At 75.4% G+C, this 23045-nt stretch carries 21 protein-coding genes; 7 read left to right on the top strand and 14 right to left on the bottom strand.

Annotation, left to right across the window (positions count from 1 at the left end; all coding sequences use genetic code 11):
- Positions 1–132: 132 nt before the first annotated feature.
- Together MF672_RS20165 and MF672_RS20160 are read left to right on the top strand one after the other, a co-directional pair.
- On the top strand, positions 133–2184 hold the full coding sequence (locus MF672_RS20165) for a hydantoinase/oxoprolinase family protein (protein ID WP_242382260.1): 2052 nt from the start codon (positions 133–135) through the stop codon (positions 2182–2184).
- Entirely contained in the window at positions 2181–3857 is a 1677-nt protein-coding gene (locus MF672_RS20160) for a hydantoinase B/oxoprolinase family protein (RefSeq protein WP_242382261.1), read from the top strand. The genes MF672_RS20165 and MF672_RS20160 overlap by 4 nt, the downstream gene beginning before the upstream one ends.
- Here MF672_RS20160 and MF672_RS20155 read toward each other — a convergent pair.
- The 3 genes from MF672_RS20155 to MF672_RS20145 are packed head-to-tail and all read right to left on the bottom strand — an operon-like array spanning position 3839 to position 6992.
- The gene (locus MF672_RS20155) at positions 3839–5368 is read right to left on the bottom strand and encodes a PucR family transcriptional regulator (protein WP_242382262.1); all 1530 of its coding nucleotides are present in this window, start codon (positions 5366–5368) and stop codon (positions 3839–3841) included. The two genes, MF672_RS20160 and MF672_RS20155, sit on opposite strands and share 19 nt — an antisense overlap.
- Positions 5365–6519, bottom strand: coding sequence for a DUF917 domain-containing protein (locus MF672_RS20150; protein ID WP_242382263.1), 1155 nt, complete (start codon positions 6517–6519; stop codon positions 5365–5367). The genes MF672_RS20155 and MF672_RS20150 overlap by 4 nt, the downstream gene beginning before the upstream one ends.
- Positions 6516–6992, bottom strand: coding sequence for a hypothetical protein (locus MF672_RS20145; protein ID WP_247815334.1), 477 nt, complete (start codon positions 6990–6992; stop codon positions 6516–6518). The genes MF672_RS20150 and MF672_RS20145 overlap by 4 nt, the downstream gene beginning before the upstream one ends.
- Positions 6993–7189: 197 nt before the next feature.
- Here MF672_RS20145 and MF672_RS20140 point away from each other — a divergent pair, with 197 nt between their 5' ends.
- Positions 7190–7501 carry a hypothetical protein gene (locus MF672_RS20140; protein ID WP_247815333.1) on the top strand — a complete coding sequence of 104 codons (312 nt, stop codon included), beginning with the start codon at positions 7190–7192 and terminating at the stop codon, positions 7499–7501.
- 404 nt (positions 7502–7905) lie between these two features.
- Here the strand turns inward: MF672_RS20140 and MF672_RS20135 are convergent, their stop codons facing one another.
- Genes MF672_RS20135 through MF672_RS20125 form a run of 3 tightly spaced genes read right to left on the bottom strand, consistent with a single transcriptional unit; the run spans position 7906 to position 11426 of the window.
- Positions 7906–8880 carry an ABC transporter permease gene (locus MF672_RS20135; RefSeq protein ID WP_242376661.1) on the bottom strand — a complete coding sequence of 325 codons (975 nt, stop codon included), beginning with the start codon at positions 8878–8880 and terminating at the stop codon, positions 7906–7908.
- Positions 8877–10391, bottom strand: coding sequence for a sugar ABC transporter ATP-binding protein (locus tag MF672_RS20130; RefSeq protein WP_242376660.1), 1515 nt, complete (start codon positions 10389–10391; stop codon positions 8877–8879). Before MF672_RS20130 ends, MF672_RS20135 begins: the two co-directional genes overlap by 4 nt.
- A gap of 12 nt (positions 10392–10403) precedes the next feature.
- Positions 10404–11426 (bottom strand): sugar ABC transporter substrate-binding protein, encoded by a 1023-nt coding sequence (locus MF672_RS20125; protein ID WP_242376659.1) that lies wholly within the window; start codon positions 11424–11426, stop codon positions 10404–10406.
- Positions 11427–11721: 295 nt separating this feature from the next.
- Between MF672_RS20125 and MF672_RS20120 the strand changes: the two genes are divergently transcribed.
- Positions 11722–13017, top strand: coding sequence for a UDP-glucose dehydrogenase family protein (locus tag MF672_RS20120; RefSeq protein ID WP_242376658.1), 1296 nt, complete (start codon positions 11722–11724; stop codon positions 13015–13017).
- A gap of 51 nt (positions 13018–13068) precedes the next feature.
- Here MF672_RS20120 and MF672_RS20115 read toward each other — a convergent pair whose 3' ends face one another.
- Positions 13069–14091, bottom strand: coding sequence for a zinc-dependent alcohol dehydrogenase family protein (locus MF672_RS20115; protein WP_242376657.1), 1023 nt, complete (start codon positions 14089–14091; stop codon positions 13069–13071).
- A gap of 96 nt (positions 14092–14187) precedes the next feature.
- Between MF672_RS20115 and MF672_RS20110 the strand changes: the two genes are divergently transcribed.
- A complete protein-coding gene (locus tag MF672_RS20110) occupies positions 14188–14547 on the top strand; it encodes an ArsR/SmtB family transcription factor (protein WP_242376656.1) in 360 nt (119 codons plus the stop codon).
- Positions 14548–14562: 15 nt separating this feature from the next.
- Here the strand turns inward: MF672_RS20110 and MF672_RS20105 are convergent, their stop codons facing one another.
- From MF672_RS20105 to MF672_RS20085, 5 genes are all read right to left on the bottom strand, one after another.
- Positions 14563–15837, bottom strand: a complete 1275-nt coding sequence (locus tag MF672_RS20105; RefSeq protein WP_407654733.1) for an RNA polymerase sigma factor — start codon at positions 15835–15837, stop codon at positions 14563–14565.
- A 33-nt stretch (positions 15838–15870) separates the two neighbouring features.
- Positions 15871–16329, bottom strand: coding sequence for a YciI family protein (locus MF672_RS20100; protein ID WP_242376654.1), 459 nt, complete (start codon positions 16327–16329; stop codon positions 15871–15873).
- A gap of 95 nt (positions 16330–16424) precedes the next feature.
- A complete protein-coding gene (locus MF672_RS20095) occupies positions 16425–17147 on the bottom strand; it encodes an FAD:protein FMN transferase (protein ID WP_242376653.1) in 723 nt (240 codons plus the stop codon).
- A complete protein-coding gene (locus MF672_RS20090; protein ID WP_242376652.1) occupies positions 17148–17759 on the bottom strand; it encodes an FMN-binding protein in 612 nt (203 codons plus the stop codon). It lies immediately after the preceding gene.
- Between the two features lie 15 nt (positions 17760–17774).
- Positions 17775–19118, bottom strand: a complete 1344-nt coding sequence (locus tag MF672_RS20085) for a ferredoxin reductase family protein (protein ID WP_242376651.1) — start codon at positions 19116–19118, stop codon at positions 17775–17777.
- Positions 19119–19218: 100 nt separating this feature from the next.
- Between MF672_RS20085 and MF672_RS20080 the strand changes: the two genes are divergently transcribed.
- Positions 19219–19938: a response regulator transcription factor gene (locus MF672_RS20080; RefSeq protein ID WP_444861107.1), complete on the top strand. Its 720-nt coding sequence runs from the start codon at positions 19219–19221 to the stop codon at positions 19936–19938.
- On the top strand, positions 19935–21413 hold the full coding sequence (locus tag MF672_RS20075; protein WP_242376650.1) for a sensor histidine kinase: 1479 nt from the start codon (positions 19935–19937) through the stop codon (positions 21411–21413). The genes MF672_RS20080 and MF672_RS20075 overlap by 4 nt, the downstream gene beginning before the upstream one ends.
- Here MF672_RS20075 and MF672_RS20070 read toward each other — a convergent pair.
- Together MF672_RS20070 and MF672_RS20065 are read right to left on the bottom strand one after the other, a co-directional pair.
- Positions 21406–22836 carry an aldehyde dehydrogenase gene (locus MF672_RS20070; protein WP_242376649.1) on the bottom strand — a complete coding sequence of 477 codons (1431 nt, stop codon included), beginning with the start codon at positions 22834–22836 and terminating at the stop codon, positions 21406–21408. The genes MF672_RS20075 and MF672_RS20070 overlap by 8 nt on opposite strands.
- Position 22837: 1 nt before the next feature.
- A complete protein-coding gene (locus tag MF672_RS20065; protein ID WP_242376648.1) occupies positions 22838–23044 on the bottom strand; it encodes a tautomerase family protein in 207 nt (68 codons plus the stop codon).
- Position 23045 lies beyond the last annotated feature (1 nt).

Here is a 23045-nt window from a genome sequence, read left to right as displayed (position 1 = left end):
TGCCGGAGCGCGCGGCCGCCCGACAGGGCCGCGGGCACGGTGAAGCGGCGGGGGAGTGGTCGCCGCGCACATCCCCGGCGATCTTGGCCGGGTTACGGTCGCGGTCACCGCCTTGAAGAGAGGAGCTCGCCCATGAGCCGATACCGGGTCTCCATGGATATCGGCGGCACGTTCACCGACGTCATCGGGTACGACGAGACGACCGGCCGCTACCACGTCGGCAAGTCGTCCACCACGCCCGACGATCTGACGAGGGGCGTGCTGACCGCGCTGGAGTCCTTGGTGGACTCCCCGGCCGACATCTCGTTCACCGTGCACGGCACCACGCAGGGACTCAACGCCTTCCTCGAACGGCGCGGCGTCAAGGTGCTGCTGCTGGCCTCGAAGGGCGCGGGCGACACGTACCACATCGCCCGCGGCCCCCGCACCCGCCTGTACGACCTGCACTTCCGCAAGCCCGAGCCGCTGGTGCCGAAGCGCGACATCGTGGAGGTCGGCGGCCGGTTCGACGCCGCGGGCGAGGAGCTGGAGCCGCTGGACGAGCAGGCCGTGCGCGAGGCGGCCCGCCGCTACCGCGAGGGCGGGTTCGGCGCGATCGCGGTGGCGTACCTGTTCAGCTACCTGGACCCGGCGCACGAGCTGCGCACCAGGGAGATCCTGCTGGAGGAGCTGGGCGGCGAGGTGACGGTGTCGCTGTCGCACGAGGCCGCCAAGGAGTGGCGCGAGTACGAGCGCACCTCCTCGGCCGTGGTCGAGGCGTACACCGGCCCGGTGGTGCGCCGCTACCTGGAGCGGCTGGAGGCCAACCTCAAGGAGCGCGGCCTGACCGTGCCGATGCACGTCATGCAGTCCTCCGGCGGCATCCTCACCGCCGAGTCGGCCCGCCGCCGCCCGCTGCAGACGCTGCTGTCGGGCCCGGTGGGCGGCGCGATGGGCGACGTCGAGCTGGCCCGCGCGATCGGCCGGCCGAACCTGATCGGCGTGGACATGGGCGGCACCTCGTTCGACGTGTCGCTGGTCATCGACGGCCAGCCGGACATCTCGCCCGAGGCCAACATCGAGGGCCTGCCGATGCTCATGAGCGTCGTCAACATCCACACCATCGGCGCGGGCGGCGGCTCCGTCGCCTGGCTGGAGGCGGGCGGCCTGCGGGTCGGGCCCCGTTCGGCGGGCGCGACGCCCGGCCCGGCCTGCTACGGGCGCGGCGGCACCGAGCCGACCGTCACCGACGCCAACCTCGTGCTCGGCCGGATCGACCCGGACTGGTTCGCGGGCGGCACGCTGGAGCTGGACACCGAGGCGGCCCGGCGCGCGCTCGACACCGTCGGCCAGGGCCTCGGCCTGGACACCCTCGCCATCGCCGAGGGCGTCTGCGACGTCGCCAACGCCAAGATGGCCCAGGCCATCAGGACGATCACCGTCTCGCGGGGCATCGAGCCGCGCGAGTTCACGCTCGTCGCGTTCGGCGGCGCGGGCCCGATGCACGCCGTCTTCCTGGCCCGGGAGCTGGGCATCAAGGAGGTCGTGGTGCCGCGCTTCCCCGGCGCGTTCTCCGCCTGGGGCATGCTGCAGACCGACATCCGCAAGGACTTCTCCGACACCTACTTCCACCTCGACGCCGACCTCGACGGCGCCGACATGGCGGCGCGGCTGCGCGCCATGGCCGAGGAGGGCCTCGCCTCGCTGGCCGGCGAGGGCGTGCCGGAGGACAGCCGCCGCGTCGAGCACGCCGTGGACATCCGGTACGCGGCCCAGGAGTACACGCTCACGGTGCCGCTGTTCGACGCCGGCGAGCCGGCCGGCGACGGCTTCGTCGAGATCATCGCCAAGCGGTTCGCCCAGCAGCACGAGACCCGCTACGGCCACGCCAACCTGGGCGCGCCGATCGAGTTCGTGACGCTGCGCACCACCGCCTTCGGCGACCTCGGCCGCGGCGCCGCCGAGCAGGTCGAGCCCGCGCGGGGCCAGGACTTCGCGCACGAGACCCGCGAGGTCGTCTTCGACGGCCAGGCCCGCCCCACGATCCTCGCCCGGCGCGAGGCGCTGGCCGCCGGCCACACGTTCGAAGGCCCGGCGATCATCGTCGAGAGCACCGCCACCACCGTCGTCCCGCCCGGCTTCTCGGTGTCGGTCGACCCCATCGGCTCGCTGGTCATCCGCAACACGGAGGAGGAGGCCAAGTGACGGACACCAGGACCGTCGACCCGGTCGTCGTCGAGATCATCCGCAACGCGCTCGCCGCCGCGGCCGACGACATGAACGCCACCCTCATCCGGTCGGCGTACACGCCCATCATCTACGAGTGCGGCGACTGCGTCGTCGCCCTGCTGGACGACCAGCACCAGGTGCTCGGCCAGTCCGCCGGCCTGCCGATCTTCCTCGGCAACCTGGAGACCTGCACCAAGGCCACCGAGGAGCAGTTCGGGCGGGAGGTGTGGCAGCCGGGCGACGTGTGGATCCTCAACGACAGCTACCTCGGCGGCACCCACCTCAACGACGTGACGATCTTCGGCCCGGTCTTCGTGGACGAGGAGCTGGTCGGCTTCACCGCCACCCGCGCCCACTGGATCGACGTCGGCTCCAAGGACCCCGGCGGCTCCATGGACTCGGTCAACATCTTCCAGGAGGGCCTGCGCCTGGCGCCGCAGAAGCTGGTCGAGGGCGGCGTGGACGTCCACGGCGCGATGAGCACGATCGCCACGAACGTGCGCTTCCCGTACCAGACCAGCGGCGACATGCACGCGATGATCGCCACGATCAAGATGGGCCAGGCCCGCCTGGAGGAGATCGTCCGCCGGTGGGGGCTGGACACGCTCCGCGCCGCCCGCGACGAGATCTTCGCCCAGACCGAGGTGCTGGAGCGCGAGGTCATCGCGGCCATCCCGGACGGCGTGTACGAGGCCGAGGGCTGCCTCGACAACGACGGCATCGACCTGGACACCCCGATCCCGATCAGGCTGCGGATCACGGTGTCCGGCTCGGAGATCGACTTCGACGTCCGCGACTCGGCCGACCAGACCGTCGGCCCGGTCAACTGCGGCGTCGCGCAGACCGTCTCGGCCTGCCGGGTCGGCTACAAGCTGCTGGTCAGCCCGGACGTGCCGGGCAACGGCGGCTCGTTCCGGCCGATGACCGTGCAGGTGCGGGAGGGCTCGGTGTTCGGCGCGGTGGCGCCGGCCGCCTGCCAGTGGTACTTCTCGCACCTCGGCCTGCTCATCGACATGGTCGCCAAGGCGCTCGCGCCGGCCATGCCGGACAAGGTGGCCGGGGCCAGCCACGGCGACTCCATGATCGTCCTGCTGGCCGGCACCGACCCGCGCACCAGCCGCGACTACGTCAGCCTGGAGGCCACGCTCGGCGGCTGGGGCGCCTGGGACGGCTCCGACGGCGAGACCGCGCTGATCAACAACGTGAACGGCTCGCTCAAGGACATCCCCGTCGAGGTGTTCGAGACCCGCTACCCGTTCCGGATCGGGGAGTACCGCATCCGCCCCGACTCCGGCGGCGCCGGCCGCTTCCGCGGCGGCAACGGCGTCGTGCGGCAGTACACCGCGCTGCACGACTGCACGGTGTCGTTGTGGTTCGAGCGCTCGCTCACGCCCGCGTGGGGCCTGTTCGGCGGCCAGGACGCCACCCCGCCGGAGATCGTCGTCAACCCGGGCAGGGAGGACGAGCGCCGCCTGCTCAAGTGCAACGGCATGAAGCTGAAGAAGGGCGACGTCATCCTCTGCGCGACCGGAGGCGGCGGCGGGTTCGGCGACCCGGCCGGGCGCGACCCCGAGGCGGTGCGGGCCGACGTGCTCGACGGCCAGGTCTCCGCCGCGCGGGCCGGGGAGGTCTACTCCCTGCCCGCCTGACCGCCGGTCTGGCCGCCCGTCTGGCCGCCCGCCAGCTCGGGCAGCAGCGCGTAGCAGGCCAGGTGGAGCGCGAGCCGCTGGTCGGGGTGGTCGAAGTCGACGCCCCGGCCGCGGATCCGTTCCACCCGGCCGAGCACGGTGTTGCGGTGCAGCCCGAGCCGGGCGGCGGCCCGCCCGGTGGAGCCGCCGCAGTCGAGCACCGCGGCCAGCGTCACCACCAGGACCGGGCCGTCCGGCGCGGCCAGCAGCCCGGCCAGCACCAGCCGCGCGGCGGCGGCCAGCTCCGCCTGGCCGAGCGTGCCGAGCAGCGCCCGGTAGCCCAGCTCGTCGAACGTGCGCACCTCACCGTGCCCGAGCCGGACCGTCGCGCCCGCGGCCAGCACCGCCTGCTCCAGCGAGGCGCGCAGCCCCTCGCCGCCGTCGGCGGCCCGGCCCACGCCCGCGCTGAGCGGCACCGGGACCCGCATCCGCGCCAGGTGCCTGCGCAGCGCGGCGGCGACCTGGCCCGGCTCCACCTCCGGCTCGGTCCACCAGCTCGCCCAGCCGTCCCGCCACGGGGCCAGCGGCAGGTCGGGCAGCACCTCCTGCCAGGCCGACACCACGCCGGGCGACAGGCCGGCGCCCTCCAGCGCCGGGTCGGTGCGCAGGAACACGGCCACGTGCCGCCCCTCCGTCCGCCAGCCCGGCAGGTCGAGGACCGGCTCGGCCGCCGCGCCCCGCCCCGGCCTGGCCAGCAGCGCCGTCAGCGCGGTCCTGGCCTGCTCGGCGCCGTAGACGGCGTTGACCCGCTCCCGCGCCACCGACGTCGTCAGCGGGGCGCGGGCCAGCCGCAGGATCAGCCGGACGCTCTCGGCCCACGTCGGCGCCGGGGGCGCGGCCAGGCCCGCGACCAGGTCGGCCCAGCGGCGGCCGTCCGGCCCTGGCACCTCCACCCGCACCTGGTGCTCGGCGCGGGCCGCGGCGGCCTGCCCGGCCAGCACGTGCCCGTCGGGCAGCAGCAGCGCCGCCGACACGCCGGGCACCTCCCCGTTGATCACCCCGAGGATGCCGCGGGCGCTGCTGCGCTCGGCGAACAGCTCCGCGCAGCGCGCCGCCAGCCGGGCGCGCGCCGCCTCGGGGCTGGCGACGGCCGCGGCCAGCTCCAGCGCGTACGCCGAGGTGTCCTCGCCCACCGCGAACACCGGCAGCCGCATCCGCGCGGCGAGCTGCGCCGTCGCCGGGGTGGGGCCGGTCTCGGCCGGGCTCACCAGGCAGGACGCGCTGCGCTCCCACGCCAGCCGGAGCGCCGACTCCACCATCCACGCCCCGTGGCCCAGCGCGCCCGACAGCACGACGACCGTGCCGGGGCCGTGGGAGCGGATCTGGTCCAGCTCCGACACCAGCGCCACCCGGGAGACCCGGCGCGTCAGGTCCTCGCCGACCAGCATCTGGGCGCGGCCGAGCGGGCCGTACCTGACCAGCTCGTCCACCGTGAGCTGCTCGGCCACGCGCGGCGGGCGCACGCTGCTCATCCGGCTGCCTCCTTCGGGTGGCGCAACGGGAAGCCGAACGCGCCGGGGCCGCCGAGCGCCAGGCCGGGGATCGTGTGCCAGAGCGGCGCGGCCGGCACGACCAGCACGTCCACCTGGTCGCCCGCGGTCAGCCGGCCGGGGCCGGTCATGCGCAGCGTGCCGCGGTCCAGCAGGCACACCAGGTCGGGGACGGCCGCCGCGAGCGAGCCGTCGGACAGGGCGAGGATCAGCTCGTTGTGCGCCTCGATGCGGATCAGCCGGCCGCTGTCGTGGTCGTGCACGGCCAGGCCGACCGGGTTGCCGGGGAACAGCGCGGCGGCCTGCCGGACGGAGGGGCCGACCTCGACCAGCCGGCCGCCGCCGAGCACGCTCGCGCCGGTGACGGCCGCCAGCCCGGCCAGCAGCCGCTCGTGCGGCGCGACCGCCGCGTCCCCCTGCCAGCGCCCGCCGGCCAGGGTGACCGGGCCCGCCCCGGCGGGCCGGCCGGGGGCGTGGGCGAGCAGGACGCGGCCCACCTCCAGCACCCGGCTCACCGACCCCGGGATCGCCGCCCCGGCCAGCCGCCCCACCCGCGTCGGGTAGAGCGCGCACAGCAGCCACCCGCCCGCGCTCTGCGCCACCACCCTGGCCAGCCGCTCCGCCCGCGCCGACCCCGTCTCCAGCAGCAGCGCGTCGAAGCCCGCGCTGACCGCCGCCATCGGCGCCAGCGGCAGCCCGGCCAGCTCGAACGTCGTCTGATGGATGAGCGGGAACACCCGCCCCATGCCGTCGCAGTCGATCAGCGGCAGCTCCAGCAGCGCCGCCGCGGCCACCGGGAACAACGCGTTGACGCTGGCCGCGTTGAGCGGCAGCACCGCGCCGAGCGGCCCGCACCGGCCGGCCAGGGCGGACGCCAGCACGGCCGGCTCGTCGCCGGAGGGCGGCAGCTCGGCCATGGCGGTGGTGGAGCCCATGGCGCCGACGGCCGCGCACACCGTGCCGGGGTCGAGGTCGCCGGCCGCCACCAGGCGCACCGGGCCCGCGTGGTCGAGGATGTCGCCGAGCCACACGCCGGCGAAGTCGATGCCCTCGCCGGCCGCGCTGGTGGAGAAGAACTCCGCCCCGGCCAGCAGCGCCGGCACGTCGGCGGAGGTGATCAGCCGCTCGCTCACGCCTCGTCGCCCGCCTCGTCGCCCGCCTCGCCGCCGGCGCGCACCATCAGCCGGTAGGAGCCGCTGCGCAGGAACGACATCGACACCGCCCGCGAGCTGACCACCCGCTCGCTGCCGAGCCGCGCCCCGCTCTCGGCGACCAGGGTCAGCGCCCGCTGCTCGGCGATGCCGCGCCGGCGTTCCAGCTCCTCGCGCGACTCGGCGTACACGACGGTGTCGAGCCAGGCCGTCGGCTCGGTGCAGGCCGCGCCGACGGCGGCCGGCTCGCCGCCCGGCAGCACCAGCGGGCCCGGGGCGGCGGGACGGGCGGGCAGGCGGGCGGCGGCGGCCCGGGCCCGGCCGGCGGCCCGCTCGTCGTGCCCGGCCGCCACCACCGCCGGGTGCGGCTCGTGCTCGGCCAGCAGCGCGAACGCCGCCGCCGACACCTCGGGAGGGCCCGGGATGCGGGTCAGCGACGCGGTGGGGACGGCCATCCGCACCCCGCCCGGCCCCGGCCGGTCGACGGTGACCTCCGGCAGCCCGCCGACGACGTGGCCGACCGCGAGCGCGTCCGGCAGGGCCAGCCCGACCAGCGCGTCGCCCGCGCCGGCCAGCCGGGCCGCCCCGGTCAGCGCGGCGGCCTGACGCCGCCAGCGCGAGCACCGGCAGCAGCCGCAGCCGCTCGGCCGAGATGCGCCCGCCGTCGCCGGCCGCGAACCAGGTGGTCACCCGCGGCCCGACCAGCTCGCCCACCCGCACGCACCGCTCGGCCAGCTCGGCCGCGCGGGCCAGCAGCGCCGCGTTGATGACGGTCGCGGCCTCCCTGTCGAGCAGCCCGAGCCCGCCCACCTGGTGCGACAGCGACACGCGGGCCTCGGGCCTGGTGTCGTGCACCAGCTCGGCCGCGGCCAGCTCGTGGTCGGCGCAGCCGGGCGCGCCGCTCGCGGTCACCGCCAGCGCCGGGATGCCGCGGGCCGCCGCGCACTCGGCCAGCAGCGCGTAGATGTCGAGCGGCGCCAGCTCGACGCCGAACAGGTCGTGCCCGCCGACCACCGCGCCCCGCCGCGCCTGCAGCGACCGCAGCAGCGGCGAGGGGTGGCCGGCGCCGAGCCCGCCGGCGGGCAGCCGCGGTACGATGCGCACCGGCCGCGACCGGCGTGCCGGCCGGGCGGGGTCGAGCTCGGCGGCGACGTCCCAGGTGACGGAGCCGACGCGGGCGCCGGCGGCGAGGCCGCGCAACATGCGGGCGAGCACCCGCTCGCCCGCGTTGGGACCGCTGGCGTGGCGCACCTCCAGCCGCTCGCCGGGGCTCGCGGGGCCGCCGACGGGGGCGCCGACGGGGGCGCCGACGAGGGCGGCGTGCGCGCGCCCGGCGGCCAGCACGATCCCGATCCGCGCGCCCTCCACCTAGCTCCTTCGGCCTCGCAGCAGCCGGTCGAGGCTCACCGCGCCGAGGATGAGCGCACCCTGTACGACCTGCTGATATATCGTATCCCAGCCCAGCAGGTTGAACCCGTTGCCGATCAGCGTGATCAGCAGGACGCCGATCAGCCCGCGCCAGATCGCGCCCTCGCCGCCCATGACGCTGGTGCCGCCGACGACCGCCGCGGCGATCGCCGTCATCTCCATGCCGGTCGCGAGGCTCGCCTGCGCCGACCCGCCGCGGGCGGCCAGGATGAGCCCGCCGAGCGCCGCGCACACGCCGCTGATGGCGAACACCGCCACCTTGATCTGCCCCACCCGGATGCCGGACAGCCGGGCGGCCTCCTCGTTGCCGCCGATGGCGTACACGCGGCGGCCGAACGTGGTGCGGGCCAGCAGGACCCAGCAGACCGCGACCACGGCCAGGAACAGCAGCGACGCCGCCGTCACCCCGCCGAGCACGGTCGGCCAGCTCAGCGCCTGGAAGGCGGTCGCCCGGTCCTCGGCCGGGTAGACGATCGCGCCCGCGGTGAGGATCACCGCGACGCCGCGGTAGATGATGCTGAGCGCCAGCGTCGCGATGAACGAGTGCACCTTGATCCGGACGACCACGATGCCGTTGACCGTGCCGAGCACCGCGCCCGCCAGCACGCCGGCGATCAGGCCCGGGCCGACCCCGGCGGCGTTGGTGACCGCGACGGCGACGATCGCCGACAGGGCCAGCACCGCCGTGATCGACAGGTCGAACGACCCCGAGATGATCACCAGCGTGGCGGCCGTGGCCAGCAGGCCCACGACGGCGGCCTGGTCGAGCAGGTTGACCAGGTTGCCCGTGGTCAGGAACGTCGAGGTGCTGAGCGACAGCACCACCACGATGAGGACCACGCCCAGCACGATCCCCAGGTCGCGCAGCCGGGCCGAGCGGCCGGGCGCGGACTTCGCAACCACCTCAGCGGTCATCGGTTCTCCTCAGCGAGTTCGGTGTCGGGGGTGTCGGCGAAGGCCAGCGCGACGACCTGCTCCGGGGTGGCCCGGCCGCGCGCGAACTCCCCGACCAGGCGGCCGTGCCGCATGACCAGCACCCGGTGCGCGAGGCCCAGCACCTCCTCCACCTCGGAGGAGACCACGAGCACCGCCATGCCCTCGGCGGCCAGCTCGACCAGGAGCTGGTGGATCTGGCCCTTGGCGCCGACGTCCACGCCCCGGGTCGGCTCGTCCACCAGCAGCACCTCGGGCCGGTCCATGAGCCACTTGCCGAACAGCACCTTCTGCTGGTTGCCGCCCGACAGCGTCCAGACCGGGCCGGCCAGGTCGGAGCCGCGCACGTCGAGGTCGCCGAGCATGGCCCCGGCGGCCTCCCGCTCGGCCGCGCCGCGCACGAACCCGGCCCGCTGCCGCGAGCCGAGGCTGGCCAGGGCGACGTTCTCGCGGACCGAGCGGCCGAGCACGAGCCCCTGGTCCTTGCGGGACTCCGGCACCATGGCGAGGCCCGCCCGCATCGCGTGCGCGGGGGAGCCCTTGGGGACGGCCCGGCCGGCCACCTCGACCGTGCCGGCGTCGGGCGCGTCCGCGCCGAAGATCGCCCGCAGCGTCTCCGAGCGGCCGCTGCCCACCAGGCCGGCGAGGCCGACGATCTCGCCCGCGCGGATGTCCAGCGACACGTCCCGCACGGCCGCGCCCCGGCTCAGGCCGCGGGCGCGCAGCAGCACCGGCGCGTCCGCCGCGACCGGCCGCGGCTCGGGGTAGAGCAGCTCGACGGGACGGCCCACCATGTCGCCGACCAGGCTCTGCGGCGTCTGCCCCGCGGCCGGCCCGGTCCTGATGTGCCGGCCGTCGCGCAGCACGGTGACGTCGTCGCAGACCGACAGCACCTCCTCCAGGAAGTGCGAGATGAGCACCACGGCCGCGCCGTCGGCCGCCAGGCGCCTGATGACCTCCAGCAGGCGGTCGGTCTCGTTCCGGGTCAGCAGCGCGGTCGGCTCGTCCATGCCGATGACCGACGCGCCCGAGGCGAGCGCCCGCAGCACCTCGACCTGCTGCTGCGCGGCGATCGGCAGGTCGCGCACCAGCGCGGACGGGTCCAGCTCGAACCCGGTCCGCGCGGTCAGCTCCGCGAACTCCCGCCGGTCGGCGCGCCGGTCGCGCCAGCCGAGCCGGTTGCGCCAGCGGCCCAGGTACACGTTGTCCAGCACGGTCATGGCCGGCACCAGGGCCAGCTCCTGCGAGATCAGCGTGAACCCGTGCCGCAGCGCGTCCCTGGGCGAGCCGACCGCGATCGGCCGCCCGTCCAGCAGGACGCGGCCGGTGTCCGGGGTGACCGCCCCGCACACCGCCTTGAGCAGCGTGGACTTGCCCGCGCCGTTCTCGCCGAGCAGGCCGTGCACCCGCCCGCCGTGCAGGGTGAACGACACGTCCCGCAGCACGGGAACGCCGCCGTAGGACTTGCCGAACCCCTCCAGGTCGATCCTCACCGGCGGCCCCTCCTACTCGTCGTACTCGCCGGTGACGCCGGCCAGCGCCTCCTTGGTGCCCTTGCCCTCGTTCGGCGCGAGCACGGTCTCGCTGTTGGCCTCCTCCACCTGCTGCCCGCGCGCCTTGGCCAGGCCGAGCTCGGCGGCCTTGGCCCCGGCCGTCCTCTCCGGCAGGTAGTAGGTGGCGAACCAGCGCCCGTCCTGGACGGCCTTGACCGCCTGCCGGGAGCCGCCGTTGCCGATGAGCAGCACGCCCTTGCCCTTGACCACGCTCTCCGCGCCGGCGATCGCCTGCGAGCTGCCGATGACGACGTTCACGTCCGGCTGCGCCTGGAGCACGTCCTGCATGGCCTTGCGCCCGCTCTCCTGGGTGTAGCCGCCCTCGACGCGGGAGACCAGCTCGACGCCGCTCGCCGGCTCCAGGGCCTTGACCGCGGCCTCGGTGCGGGCGTTGTCCAGCGGCAGCGACTTCAGGCCCTCCAGGTAGGCGACCTTGCACGGGTCGAGGTTCTTGCTCCGGCAGGCCGCGACGCCCAGCTCGCCGAGCTTCCTGCCGTTGTCGGCGGGCACGTCCACGAGCGTGATCACGCCGGGGACCTGCGAGGCGGCCGTGTCGTACGCGGTCCCGACCGGCGTGAACTCGGCCACGACCGTGATCCCCGCCGCGACCGCCTGCTTGAGCGCCGGCACCACGGCCGCGCCGTCGTTGGCCTGCACGACGAAGACGTCGAAGCGCTTGCTGGTGACCGCGTCCTGGATCTGCTGGACCTGCGTCTGGGCGTCGAAGTTCGGGTCGAAGAACTCGGCGGTGGCGTTGTTCGCCTTGGCGTGCTCCTCGATGCCGGTCCAGGTGGCGACGGCGAACGCGTTGGCCCGGGCGAAGCCGAAGAAGGCGATGCGCTTCTGCGCGCCCGCGTCCTGGGCGGAGCGGGAGGCCGGCGCGGCCCCGGCGCCGGTTCCCGCGGTGGTCTCCGAGCCGGGGGCGACGCACGCGGTGCTGAGCGCGAGGACCGCGGCGGCGGCGCCGGCTGCCATCCCGTGTTTCCTGATGTGCATGGGCTTTCCTGTTTCTCGGTGCGCGGATGGACATCTCGGTGCGCGGTGGACGCTGTGGAGAGCCCGCCGCCTTCCCCCGGGGCGCGGCCTCCTGTCGACGTGCTGGAAACTGTAGGAAGCCCCGCGTGGACCCCATGGGCACCGCGCACAGCCGGGCCGTGCGCCACTGTGCCGCGTGCCGCCCGGCGTGCCCGTGCCCGCACCTCAGATCTTGGGTGCGCCCGCGTGGCCGTTATGGTGGGCATCCTCAACAGTCACGAACGGATGGTCGGTCATGGGTGGCAAGCCGGAACGGCGGGTGGCGGTGTTCGGGGCCGGGTACATCGGTCTGGTGACCGGCGCCTGTTTCGCCGAGCTGGGGCACCGGGTGGTGGTCAGGGACATCGACCCGGAGAAGGTCCGGCTCCTGCGGGCCGGTGACGTGCCGATCTACGAGCCGGGGCTCGGCGACCTGATCGCGCGCAACAAGGAGCGGCTGTCGTTCACGCTGGACCTGGAGGAGGCCCTGGAGGGGGCCGAGGCGGCGTACGTGTGCGTGGACACCCCGCCGTCGGCCTCGGGCGACGCCGACCTGTCGCGGGTGTGGGCGGTGGTGCGCTCGCTGGCGGGCGCCACGCACCTGAAGGCGGTCGTGGTGAAGTCCACCGTCCCGGTCGGCACCGGCTCACGCGTGCGCGCGGTCCTGGACGAGATCGGCCTGGCGCACGTCGGCTACGCCTCCAACCCCGAGTTCACCGCCGAGGGCACCGCGGTGCGCGACTTCCTGCGTCCCGACCGCATCGTGGTCGGCGCGTCGGGCGAGGAGACCGCGCGGTTCGTCGCCGAGCTGCACGAGGGCGTCGACGGGCCGGTCGTGACGATGGACGTGCGCTCGGCCGAGATGGTGAAGCTGGCCTCCAACGCCCTGCTCGCCACCAAGATCAGCTTCATCAACGAGATCGCCACGCTCTGCGAGAAGACCGGCGCGGACGTCACCGAGGTCGCCCACGCCGTCGGCCTCGACCACCGGCTCGGCCCCCACTTCCTGCGGGCCGGCATCGGCTGGGGCGGCTCCTGCTTCCCCAAGGACTCCGAGGCGCTGCGGCAGCTGGCCAGCAACACCGGCTACCACCTGCAGCTGCTGTCCGCCGTCATCGAGGTCAACAACCTGCAGAAGCGGCGGGCCGTCCAGCAGCTCGCCGACGAGCTGGGCACGCTCGCGGGGGCGCGGGTGGCGCTGCTGGGGCTGACGTTCAAGCCGGGCACCGACGACATGCGCGAGGCGCCGAGCACGGTGCTGGCCTCGCGGCTGCTGGCCGAGGGCGCCGAGGTGCGCTGCTGGGACCCGATGGCGCGGCCGGGGCAGGGCGAGCCGTGGGCGTCCACCACCCGGCACGCCACGCCCGAGCTGGCCATGGAGGGCGCCGACGCGGCCATCGTGGTCACCGAGTGGCCGCAGCTCCAGGAGGTCGGCTGGGCCGGCGTCGCGGCGTCGATGCGGCGCCCGGTCCTCTACGACGGCCGCAACCTGCTCGACCCGGCCGCGATGCGCGCTCTCGGGTTCACCTACATGGGGGTCGGCCGGCCGTGACGGCGGCGGCGCGCGCCCCCGCCTCCACCGCCCCCACCCTGGACGGCCGCGTCAGCTGACCGGGCCCCGGTCCACGGTCAGCACGATCTTGCCGATGTGCGCGTGCGCGTCCAGGTAGCGGTGCGCCTCGGCGACCTCGGCCAGCTCGAACGTGCGGTCCACCACCGGCCGGAAGGCCCCTGAGCGCAGCCCGGAGGTCACGAACGCCGCCGCCCGCCGCAGCCGCTCCGGCCGCCGGGTGGTCTCGTGCATCGTGTACGTGCGCACGTTCAGCGCGGGCATGCCGAGCTCGATGCCGGGGTAGGGCGTGGGCTCGCCGCTCAGCGCGCCCACCACCATGAGCGTGCCCTCGTCGGCGACCAGCCGGGCGAGGTCCGTCATGCCGGGGCCGGCCACCGCGTCGAGGACGATCCGCGCGCCCCGCCCGCCGGTCGCGGCCCGCACGCGCTCCGCGATCTCGGCCGCGGTCACGCCGGGGCCGGTCACGATCACCTCGGCCGCGCCCTCCTTGAGCAGCGCCTCGCGCTTGGCGGCGCTGCGGGTCAGGGCGACGGGCAGCGTGCCGATCCGGTCGGCGACGTGCACGGCGGCCAGCCCGACGCTGCTGGAGGCGGCGTTCAGCACCACCGCGTCGCCGGGCCGCAGCCCGCCCACCTCCAGCAGCGCCCCGTAGGCGGTCACGTACGGCATCCACACGGCCGCGCCCGTCACCGCGTCGGTCCCGGCGGGGCGGGGCAGCACCGCGGCGGCGGGCACGATCGCCCGGTCGGCGTAGACGCCGTAGTCGTTCTGCGAGAACGCCGGCACCACGCTCACCGGGTCGCCGGGGCGCAGCCCCGGGACGCCGGGGCCGACGGCCTCGATCTCGCCCGCGGCCTCGGTGCCGAGCCGGGCGGGGAAGCGCCGGACCGGCTCGATGTAGTGGCCGGAGCGGAACAGCGCCTCGGCGCGGTTCACGCCGATCGCGTCCACCCGGAGGCGCACCTCGCCGGGGCCGGGGTCGCCGACCTCGACGTCCGCCAGCCGCAGCACCTCGGGGCCGCCCAGCTCGTCGAACAACACTGTCCTGGTCATCACATGGTCCTCGTTCGCTCGCGCGGTCGGAGGATCACAGGCAAGCACTTAAGTACGATGTCTGTCAAACTTCGATGTCTGTCGTACGATGGGGGCATGTCCCGAACCAAGGCCGATCTCCTGGACGACGACCGGGTCCCGCGCCACCCCGACCTGCGGGAGGTCACCCTGCAGCAGGTGCTCGAAGCGCTCGTGGACCCGGTGCGGCGCAGCATCGTCACCCGGCTCCGCGACGTTCCGGGCGACGTCAGGTGCGGCTCGTTCGACCTGCCCGTCAGCAAGTCGACGGCCACCCACCACTTCCGGGTGCTGCGCGAGGCCGGGCTCATCCGGCAGTACTACGTGGGCACCGCGCGCATGAACGCGCTGCGCCGCGACGAGTTCGACGCCGCCTTCCCCGGGCTGCTCGACGCCGTCGTCGCCGCCGAGCGCGCCGCCGCCGGCGCGGGGGTGTGACCCCGGGGGCCCGCCTCAGCAGGCGGCGGCGCGGTCCTGGAGCAGGGCGCGCTCGCGGGTGTTGCGGGTCAGGGCGGCGGCGCGCTCGAACTCGGCGCGCGCCTCCTCGCGCCGGCCCAGCCTGAACAGCAGGTCGCCGCGGACGCTCGGCAGCAGGTGGTAGCCGCGCAGCGCCGGCTCGCCGGCGATCTGGTCCAGCAGCCCGAGGCCGGCCTGCGGGCCGTAGGCCATCGACAGCGCCACCGCCCGGTTCAGCTCGACCACGGGGGAGCGCAGCAGCTTGGCCAGGTCCTCGTAGAGCGCGGCGATGCGCACCCAGTCGGTGTCGGCGGCGGCCGCGGCGCGGGCGTGGCACGCGGCGATGGCGGCCTGCAGGACGTACGGGCCAGGAGCGCCGCCCGACAGGTGCTCGGCCCGCCGCAGCGCGGCCAGGCCGCGGCCGACGAGCAGCCGGTCCCAGCGGGCGCGGTCCTGCTCCAGCAGCAGGATCGGCTCGCCGGACGGGCCCACCCGGGCCGCCGAGCGGGAGGCGTGCAGCTCCATGAGCGCCACCAGGCCGTGCACCTCGGGCTCGCCCGGCATCAGCCCGGCCAGGACGCGGCCGAGCCGCAGGGCGTCCGCGCACAGAGCGGGCCGCAGCCAGTCGTCGCCGGCCGTGGCCGAGTAGCCCTCGTTGAAGATCAGGTAGATGACCTCCAGGACGGCGGCCAGCCGCCCCGCCAGCTCGCCGCCCCCCGGCACCTCGAAGGGCACGCCCTTGTCGGCCAGGGCCCGCTTGGCGCGGACGACGCGCTGCGCCACCGTGGCCTCCGGCACCAGGAACGCGCGGGCGATCTCCTCGGTGGTGAGGCCGCCGAGCACGCGCAGGGTCAGCGCCACCCGCGCCTCCATCGACAGCGCCGGATGGCAGGCGGTGAACACCAGCCGCAGCAGATCGTCCTCGATCTCGTCGGGCTCGGGCCGCTCCTCGCGGCCCTCGGCCTGCTCCAGGCGGTGGCCGAGCTCGGCGAGGTTGCGCCGCAGGCGCTCGTTCCTGCGGACGAGGTCGATGGCGCGGCGCCTGGCGACCGTCATCAGCCAGGCGCCGGGGTTGCGCGGCACCCCTTCGGCGGGCCACTGCTCCAGGGCGGCGACCAGCGCGTCCTGCGCCAGCTCCTCGGCCAGGCCGACGTCGCGCACCAGCCCGGCGAGGCCGGCGATGAGCCGCGCGGCCTCGATCCGCCACACCGCCTCCACGGCGCGATGGGGGTCGGGGCGGTGCGCGTCCGGGGCCGTCGTCACGGACCCCATCCCACCAGCGGCGCGCGCCGCACCGCAACCGGGTCAGGACCCGATGGGACCCGTCCCGTCCGCGGTGCCGCCGCGGAGGCGGGCCCGCAGGGCCTGCTCGCGTTCCCGCTCCTCCTCGGGCAGGGACGCCTCCGGCACGTCGGAAGGGTCGAAGACGCGCCACACGTGCAGCCCGACGCCTTCGCACCCGGGCGGCGCCGGCACCCGCAGCGCCCACTCGACGGCCTCCTCCCTGGACTTCACCTCGATCAGCCAGAACCCGGCGATCAGCTCCTTGGTCTCGGCGAACGGCCCGTCGATCACGCTCGCCCGGCCGCCGCTGTAGGCGATCTGCGCGCCCTGCGAGCTGGGGTGGAGCCCTTCGGCGGCGAGCAGCACGCCCGCCTTGGCCAGCGCCTCGTTGTAGGCGTGCATGTCGTCGACGACCTGCTGGGGAGGCAGCTCCCCGGCCTCGGTCGCGGCGTTGCCCCGGCCCACGATCATGAACTTCATCGTCTGCTCCTTGGGTTCGGCGTCTCGTCGACGCGTCGAACGGCGAAGGGCCGGTTCGACATCGGGTCCTCGATTGTCGTACACGGGAAGCGAATCTACGCTGTAAAGGCGGCGAATCCGGACGTCTGCCAGGTGGAGCCGGACGGCAGCACCGCGAACGCCTCCAACCCGTCCATCGCCTCCACCCACTCCCTGGCCGTCACCGGCCCCATCGCGAAGGCCGCCGTCGCGTAGGCGTCCACCGTCGTCAGGCGCGGCCCGACGAGCGTGATGGAGGCCAGGCCGGTGGCGGGGGAGCCGGTGCGCGGGTCGCAGATGTGCGGGCCGCGCTCGGCGGTCCCGGACGTGGCCACGGCCAGGTCGCTGCCGGTCACGACGGTCGCCAGCCGGCCGGGCCGCAGCGGGTGGGCGACGCCGACCCGCCAGGGACGGCCGGGCGCCGCCCCGAGCCGGACGTCGCCGCCGCCGTTCACGCTGTGGCAGCGGGCCCCCGACTCGCGCAGCAGCGCCGCCGCGCGGTCGATCGCCCAGCCCTTGACCAGCCCGGACGGGTCGAACCGGCCGAAGGGGAAGACGGTGAAGTAGCCGTCGCTGTCGTGCTCGGCCTGCGCGCACAGCGCCAGCACCTCGGTGACCTCGGCCGGGCAGCCGGCCGGTTCGAGCTCGCCGCGCGCCAGGCGGCTGACCGGGCTGTCCGGGCGGTAGGGGGAGAAGACCGCGTCCACGTGGTGCAGCCACGCGACGACCGGGCCCATGGGGGCGCCGCCGGGGACGTCGAAGGAGAAGACGGTGCCCATGACGTGCTCGACGTGCCTCATCTACAGCCCCGCCCGGTCGATCGCGCTCTGCAGCGAGCGGGTGTAGCCGTCGCTGGTGTACGTGGCCCCGGAGACGGTGTCGATCTGGGCGCTCTGCGCGTCCAGGGCCTCCTGGCGGAGGACGGGCAGGGCCCGGGTGTTGATCTCGATGTCGCGGCGGTTGCCGTCGGGGGCCTGGAGGACCTGGACGTCGGTGATCTTCCCGCCGGAGACGGCGATCTGGACCTGGACCGGGCCCCACCGGGTCTGCGCGGTGTCGCCGGCGACCGTCCCGGCCTTCGTCCCGGCCTTCGTCCCGGCCTTCGTCCCGGCCTTCGTCCCGGCCTTCGTCCCCGACTGGCTGGAGGCCGGGGGCGCGGTGGTCGCGGGGGGCGCCTGGTCGTCGTCGTCCTCGTCACCGGAGTCGTCACCGGAGTCGTCGTCGCCCTCGTCGCCCTCGTCGCCGCGGCCCTGGGCGCTCCCCTGGCCGGGGGCGGCCGGCGCGGCGGTGGCGGCGGGCGCGGACAGCGCGGCCGGGGGCGCGGTGCCCGCCGTCAGGTCGTGCGGCTTGAACGACAGCAGCAGCACCAGGCCGATGGCCGTGACGACCACGGCCAGCAGGAATCTACGCATCTCGGGTCTCTCCCGTCAGAACTCGAACGACTCGTGGTGGATGCGCCGCTTCGGCACCCCGGCGGCCCGCAGCGCGCCGATCGCCTCGCGGGTCATCTCGGGCGGCCCGCACACGTACGCGTCGCAGTGCCGCAGCCCCGGCACGACCTGGTCGAGCACCCCCGGCTCGAACGCCCGGCTCGCGGCGCGCGGCCCGACCGAGTAGTGCAGCTCGGCCCCCCGCGCGGCGGCGATGTGCTCCAGCTCGCGACGGAAGACCAGGTCGTCCTCGCTGCGGGCGCGGTAGAGCAGGACGGGCCGGCCGGGCAGCGACTCGTACAGGGCCCGCAGCGGCGTGATGCCGACGCCGCCGGCGATCAGCACGACGCGCTCGCGGGAGCGGAGCCGGCCGGTGAACGCCCCGTAGGGCCCCTCGGCGAAGACGCGGGTGCCGGGCCGCAGCCGGGCCAGCGCGGCGCTGTGGTCGCCGAGCGCCTTGACCGTGATGCGCAGCCCCTCGTCCGTCGGCGGCGCGGACAGCGAGTACGGGTTCGCCGACCACCACAGCCCGCGCGCCAGGAACCGCCAGCGGAAGAACTGCCCGGCCTCGGCCCGCAGCGCCCCGAGGTCGCGCCCGGTGATGTGGATCGAGACGACGCCGGGAGCCTCGGCGGTCACGGCGGCCACCCGCATCCGGTGCCGCAGCGACAGCCGGACCGGGGCCAGGACCCGGTACCAGACCAGCAGCGCCGCCACCCCCAGGTAGAGGGCGTACCAGGCGGCCCGGGCGAACGGGTCGCCGGCGAACTGCGCGCCGGTGGCGAGCTGGTGCCCGAAGGCCAGCCAGGCAGCCAGATAGGTGTAGAAGTGCAGCAGGTACCAGGTCTCGTAGCGCATGCGGGCGCGCGCCCGGCGGGCGGAGACGGCGGCGATGCCGACCAGCAGCAGCAGCGCCACGGTGGCCTTGAGCACGTCGGGGAACGTCAGGACCATGGTGACGGTCTCGCCGGCCACGTCCTTGCCGTCGGCCAGGGCGTAGCCCCAGATGACGGTGAGCGCGTGCGCGACCGACAGGCCGATGACGTACCGGCCGCCCGTCGCGTGCCAGCGGGTGAGCCGGTCGGTGCCGACGCCGCGCTCCAGCCACGGGACGCGGGCCATCAGCGCGATCAGCACGGCCAGGCCGTAGGCGGCGAGCAGGCCGGTGAGCCGGCCCGCCTCGGTGAGCCAGCCGTCCGCGCCCGCCACGGCCGCGGTGCTGCGCCACCAGAGCAGGACGACCGCGGCGGCGCCCAGGCCGATGAGGCCCAGGGGCAGCGCGCGGCGCCCGGTCGTGAAGGTGGATGTCCCCAAGGGGGAGGTCGCGAAGGTGTGGGTCACGAAGGTCACCGTGCCGGAGGAGTCTCTGCTTTCCCTCTGAACGGCCCCGTCGCGCGGGGATTTCAGAGGATTCTCAGAAGTTGTTCGTATGGTCTGGGGTGTGGGGGTCGAGATGCCGATGCTGCTGCGCCCGGACGGCGCGCCGGTCCGCGTGCTCGTCGTGGACGACGAGCCGGACATCGCCGAGGTGCTGCACGAGGTGCTGCGCCAGGAGGGCTGGGAGGTGCGCGTGGCCGGCGACGGCGCCGCGGCGGTGCGGCTGGCCGCCGAGTTCCGGCCGGACGCGGTGGTGCTGGACGTCATGCTGCCCGACCTCGACGGCCTGGAGATCATGCGGCGGGTCCGGGGACGCCTGCCGGAGGTGTGCGTGCTGTTCCTGACCGCGCGGGACGCGGTGGAGGACCGGGTGGCCGGCATCACGGCGGGCGGCGACGACTACGTGACCAAGCCGTTCAGCCTGGAGGAGGTCCTGGCGCGGCTGCGCGGGCTGCTGCGCCGGGCGGGCATGGCCCGCGCCGAGCCGGACAACCGCCTGGTGGCCGGCGACCTGGCGATGGACGAGGAGGCCCGCGAGGTCACCAGGGGCGGCACGCTGATCGACCTGACGCCGACCGAGTTCGAGCTGCTGCGGCTGCTCATGCGCAACCCGCGCCGGGTGCTGAGCAAGGGGCAGATCCTCGACCACGTCTGGTCCTACGACTTCGGCGGGCAGGCCCACGTGGTGGAGCTGTACATCAGCTACCTGCGCAAGAAGATCGACGCGGGCCGGGAGCCGCTGATCCACACCGTGCGCGGCGTCGGGTACGTGCTGCGGCCATGAGCAGGGCGCTGCGCGCGGTGCTGCCGCGGACGTTGCGCGGGCGGCTGATCGCGGGCCTGCTGGCCCTGCTCGCGCTGGCCTGCGCCGCCGTCGGCGTGGCCACCTCCCTCGGCATGGACCGGTTCCTGCTCGGCCGGGTCGACCAGCAGCTCGCCGTGATCGGCGTGCGCTACCCGGCGAGCCTGGAGCACGGCGAGCGCTACGCCGGGCGCGGCGACTCGCGCGGCCAGTCGCCGGGCACACTGGGCGTGCGGCTGGTGGACGGCCAGGTCACCGACGCGGCCGTGGTCACCTCCGGCGACGACGCGCACCTCACGCTGACCGCCGACGACCGGGCGGTGCTGGCCGCGCTGCCCGCCGACGGCCGGCCGCGCACGGTGGAGCTGTCGCGGCTGGACGACTACCGCGTGGCCGCGGCCCGGGGCCAGGACGGCGACGTGCTGGTGGTCGGGCTGCCGATGCACGAGGCGGAGGAGACGCTGGGCCGGCTCCAGGTGTTCGAGCTGCTGCTGTTCGGCGGGGCGCTGGTGGTGACCGGCATCGCGGGCGCGGTGTGGGTGCGGCTGTCGCTGCGCCCGCTGGAGCGGGTCGCCGCCACCGCCCGCGAGGTGGCGCGGCTGCCGCTGGCCGCCGGGGCGGTGAGCCTGGACCGGCGGGTGCGCGACACCGACCCGCGTACCGAGACGGGCGCGGTGGGGGCCGCGTTCAACCGCATGCTCGGCCACGTCGAGGAGGCGCTGGCCCGGCGGCACGCCGTGGAGCAGCGGCTGCGGGCCTTCGCCGCGGACGCCAGCCACGAGCTGCGCACCCCGCTGGCCGCCATCCGCGGCCACGCGGAGCTGGCGCTGCGCGGCGGCGGGCCGATGCCCGCCCAGACCCGGCACGCGCTGGAACGCATCGACGCCGAGTCCGGCCGGATGAGCGAGCTGGTGGACGACCTGCTGCTGCTGGCCCGGCTGGACGCGGGCCGCCCCCTGGCCACCGGCGAGGTGGACCTGACCCGGCTGGCCCTGGAGGCCACCGGCGACGCGCGGGCGGCCGCGCCGGAGCACCGCTGGCTGCTGGAGCTGCCGGAGGAGCCCGTCACGGTCCGGGGCGACGCCGGGCGGCTGCACCAGGTGGTGGCCAACCTGCTGGCCAACGCCCGTACCCACACCCCCGACGGCACCTCGGTCACGGTCGCGCTGCGCCGCGACGGCGGCGTCGCCGAGCTGTCGGTCGCCGACGACGGGCCCGGCGTCCCGGAGCACCTCCAGGAGGAGATCTTCGAGCGGTTCTCCCGGGTGGACCGGGGCCGGTCGCGGGCCTCCGGCGGGACGGGGCTCGGGCTGGCGATCGTCCGGGCCGTGGTGACCGCGCACGGCGGCGAGATCACCGTGCGCGGCCGCCCCGGCGCGACGGCGTTCGTGGTGCGGCTGCCCGCCGCCGGGCCGGGGGAGTGGGCCGGCCCGCCCGCCTCACCCGGGGTCAGGTGATCTGCATGACGACGGCCTTCGGCTCGGTGAAGAACTCCCGGCTGAACGTGCCGCCCTCCCGGCCGACGCCCGAGTCGCCCGCCCCGCCGAACGGGGCCCGCAGGTCCCGGACGAAGAAGCAGTTCACCCACACCGTGCCGGCCCGCAGCCGGGCCGAGACGCGGTGCGCCCGGGACAGGTTCTCGGTGAACAGCATGGCGTTCAGCCCGTAGCGGGTGCCGTTCATGAGCGCCACGACCTCGTCCTCGGTGTCGAACGGCGTCACCGTCACCACCGGCCCGAAGATCTCCTCCCGCTGGTGGCGGCCGGTCGCGGGCATGCCGGTGACGATCGTCGGCCGCACGAACCAGCCCTCGCCGAGGCCGCCCGCGTGCACGGTGCCGCCCTCGGTCGCGACGCTCTCCACGTAGCCGCGCACCTTGCGGTAGTGGGTCTCGGACGCCAGCGGGCCCAGCTCGGTCGTCTCCAGCTTGGGGTCGCCGAGACGCATCGCCTCCGCCGCGGCGGTGAACCGGGCCAGGAACTCCTCCAGCACCGGGCGCTGGACGTACAGGCGGGACCCGGCCAGGCACACCTGGCCGGCGTTGGTGAAGACGGCCCGCAGGGACCAGCTCACGGCGTTGTCCAGGTCGGCGTCGGCGAAGACCGCGTTGCCGCCCTTGCCGCCCAGCTCCAGGCTGACCGGCACGAGGTTGCGGGCGGCGGCGGCCGAGATGACGCGGCCGGTCGCCGACTCGCCGGTGAACGTGATGCGGTCGACGCCGGGATGAGCGGTCAGGGCCTCCCCGGCGGAGCCGGGGCCGTAGCCGTGCACGACGTTGAGCACGCCGGGCGGCAGGCCCGCCTCCAGCGCCAGCCGGGCCAGCAGCGTCGCGGAGACCGGCGAGTCCTCGGCGGGCTTGAGCACCACCGTGTTGCCCCAGGCCAGCGCGGGCGCGATCTTCCAGGTCTCCAGCATGAGCGGGAAGTTCCACGGCGCGACGGCGGCGGCCACGCCGGCCGGCTCGTACCGGGTGTAGGCGTGGTGGCCCGAGTCCATCGGCAGGGCCTCGGCGGCCGTCAGGCGGGCGTGGTCGGCGAAGAAGCGGAAGTTGTCGGCGGCGCGGGGCACGTCGTTGCCTCGGCTCTGGGCGATCGGTTTGCCCATGTCGCGGGTGTCGGCCAGGGCGAGCCGGTCGGCCTCGGCGAGGACGAGGTCGGCCAGGCGGTGCAGCAGCCGCCCGCGCTCGGCGCGGCCCATGCGCGGCCACGGCCCCTCGTCGAAGGCGCGCCTGGCCGCCGCGACGGCCCGCTCCACCTCGGCGGGGCCGCCGAGCGCGACCTCGGCCCAGGGCTCGCGGGTGTAGGGGTCGACGCTGGGGAAGCTCTCGCCGCTCGCCGACCTCACCTCGGCGCCGTCGATCACGTGCCCGAAGAACTCCATGTCAGCCGCCCTGCGCGAGCTGGTCGCGTTCGGCCAGCGTCTGGTCGCCGGCGGCCCAGTGGGTGCGCGGCACCTCGCGGACGATCACCCGGATGCTCTGCGCCGGCGAGCCGATCGCCCGCTCGACGGCGGCGTGCAGCTCGTGGATCAGCGCCCGGATCGCGGCCGGGTCGCGGCCTTCGGACAGGGACACCTCGACCAGCGGCATC

Origin of the sequence: Actinomadura luzonensis (assembly GCF_022664455.2) — a bacterium.
GTDB classification, from domain to species: domain Bacteria; phylum Actinomycetota; class Actinomycetes; order Streptosporangiales; family Streptosporangiaceae; genus Nonomuraea; species Nonomuraea luzonensis.
The sequence above is the reverse complement of the archived record's forward strand: the minus strand, read 5'-3'. Positions and strand labels throughout refer to the sequence as shown.

Bases quoted from the DNA above. Each gene is read 5' to 3' on its own strand.
- MF672_RS20165 (WP_242382260.1), top strand. From the start codon at position 133: ATGAGCCGATACCGGGTCTCCATGGATATCGGCGGCACGTTCACCGAC.
- MF672_RS20155 (WP_242382262.1), bottom strand. From the start codon at position 5,368: ATGAGCAGCGTGCGCCCGCCGCGCGTGGCCGAGCAGCTCACGGTGGAC.
- MF672_RS20145 (WP_247815334.1), bottom strand. From the start codon at position 6,992: ATGGCCGTCCCCACCGCGTCGCTGACCCGCATCCCGGGCCCTCCCGAG.
- MF672_RS20140 (WP_247815333.1), top strand. From the start codon at position 7,190: ATGCGCCCGCCGTCGCCGGCCGCGAACCAGGTGGTCACCCGCGGCCCG.
- MF672_RS20135 (WP_242376661.1), bottom strand. From the start codon at position 8,880: ATGACCGCTGAGGTGGTTGCGAAGTCCGCGCCCGGCCGCTCGGCCCGG.
- MF672_RS20125 (WP_242376659.1), bottom strand. From the start codon at position 11,426: ATGGCAGCCGGCGCCGCCGCCGCGGTCCTCGCGCTCAGCACCGCGTGC.
- MF672_RS20120 (WP_242376658.1), top strand. From the start codon at position 11,722: ATGGGTGGCAAGCCGGAACGGCGGGTGGCGGTGTTCGGGGCCGGGTAC.
- MF672_RS20115 (WP_242376657.1), bottom strand. From the start codon at position 14,091: ATGACCAGGACAGTGTTGTTCGACGAGCTGGGCGGCCCCGAGGTGCTG.
- MF672_RS20110 (WP_242376656.1), top strand. From the start codon at position 14,188: ATGTCCCGAACCAAGGCCGATCTCCTGGACGACGACCGGGTCCCGCGC.
- MF672_RS20105 (WP_407654733.1), bottom strand. From the start codon at position 15,837: ATGGGGTCCGTGACGACGGCCCCGGACGCGCACCGCCCCGACCCCCAT.
- MF672_RS20100 (WP_242376654.1), bottom strand. From the start codon at position 16,329: ATGAAGTTCATGATCGTGGGCCGGGGCAACGCCGCGACCGAGGCCGGG.
- MF672_RS20095 (WP_242376653.1), bottom strand. From the start codon at position 17,147: ATGAGGCACGTCGAGCACGTCATGGGCACCGTCTTCTCCTTCGACGTC.
- MF672_RS20090 (WP_242376652.1), bottom strand. From the start codon at position 17,759: ATGCGTAGATTCCTGCTGGCCGTGGTCGTCACGGCCATCGGCCTGGTG.
- MF672_RS20075 (WP_242376650.1), top strand. From the start codon at position 19,935: ATGAGCAGGGCGCTGCGCGCGGTGCTGCCGCGGACGTTGCGCGGGCGG.
- MF672_RS20070 (WP_242376649.1), bottom strand. From the start codon at position 22,836: ATGGAGTTCTTCGGGCACGTGATCGACGGCGCCGAGGTGAGGTCGGCG.
- MF672_RS20065 (WP_242376648.1), bottom strand. From the start codon at position 23,044: ATGCCGCTGGTCGAGGTGTCCCTGTCCGAAGGCCGCGACCCGGCCGCG.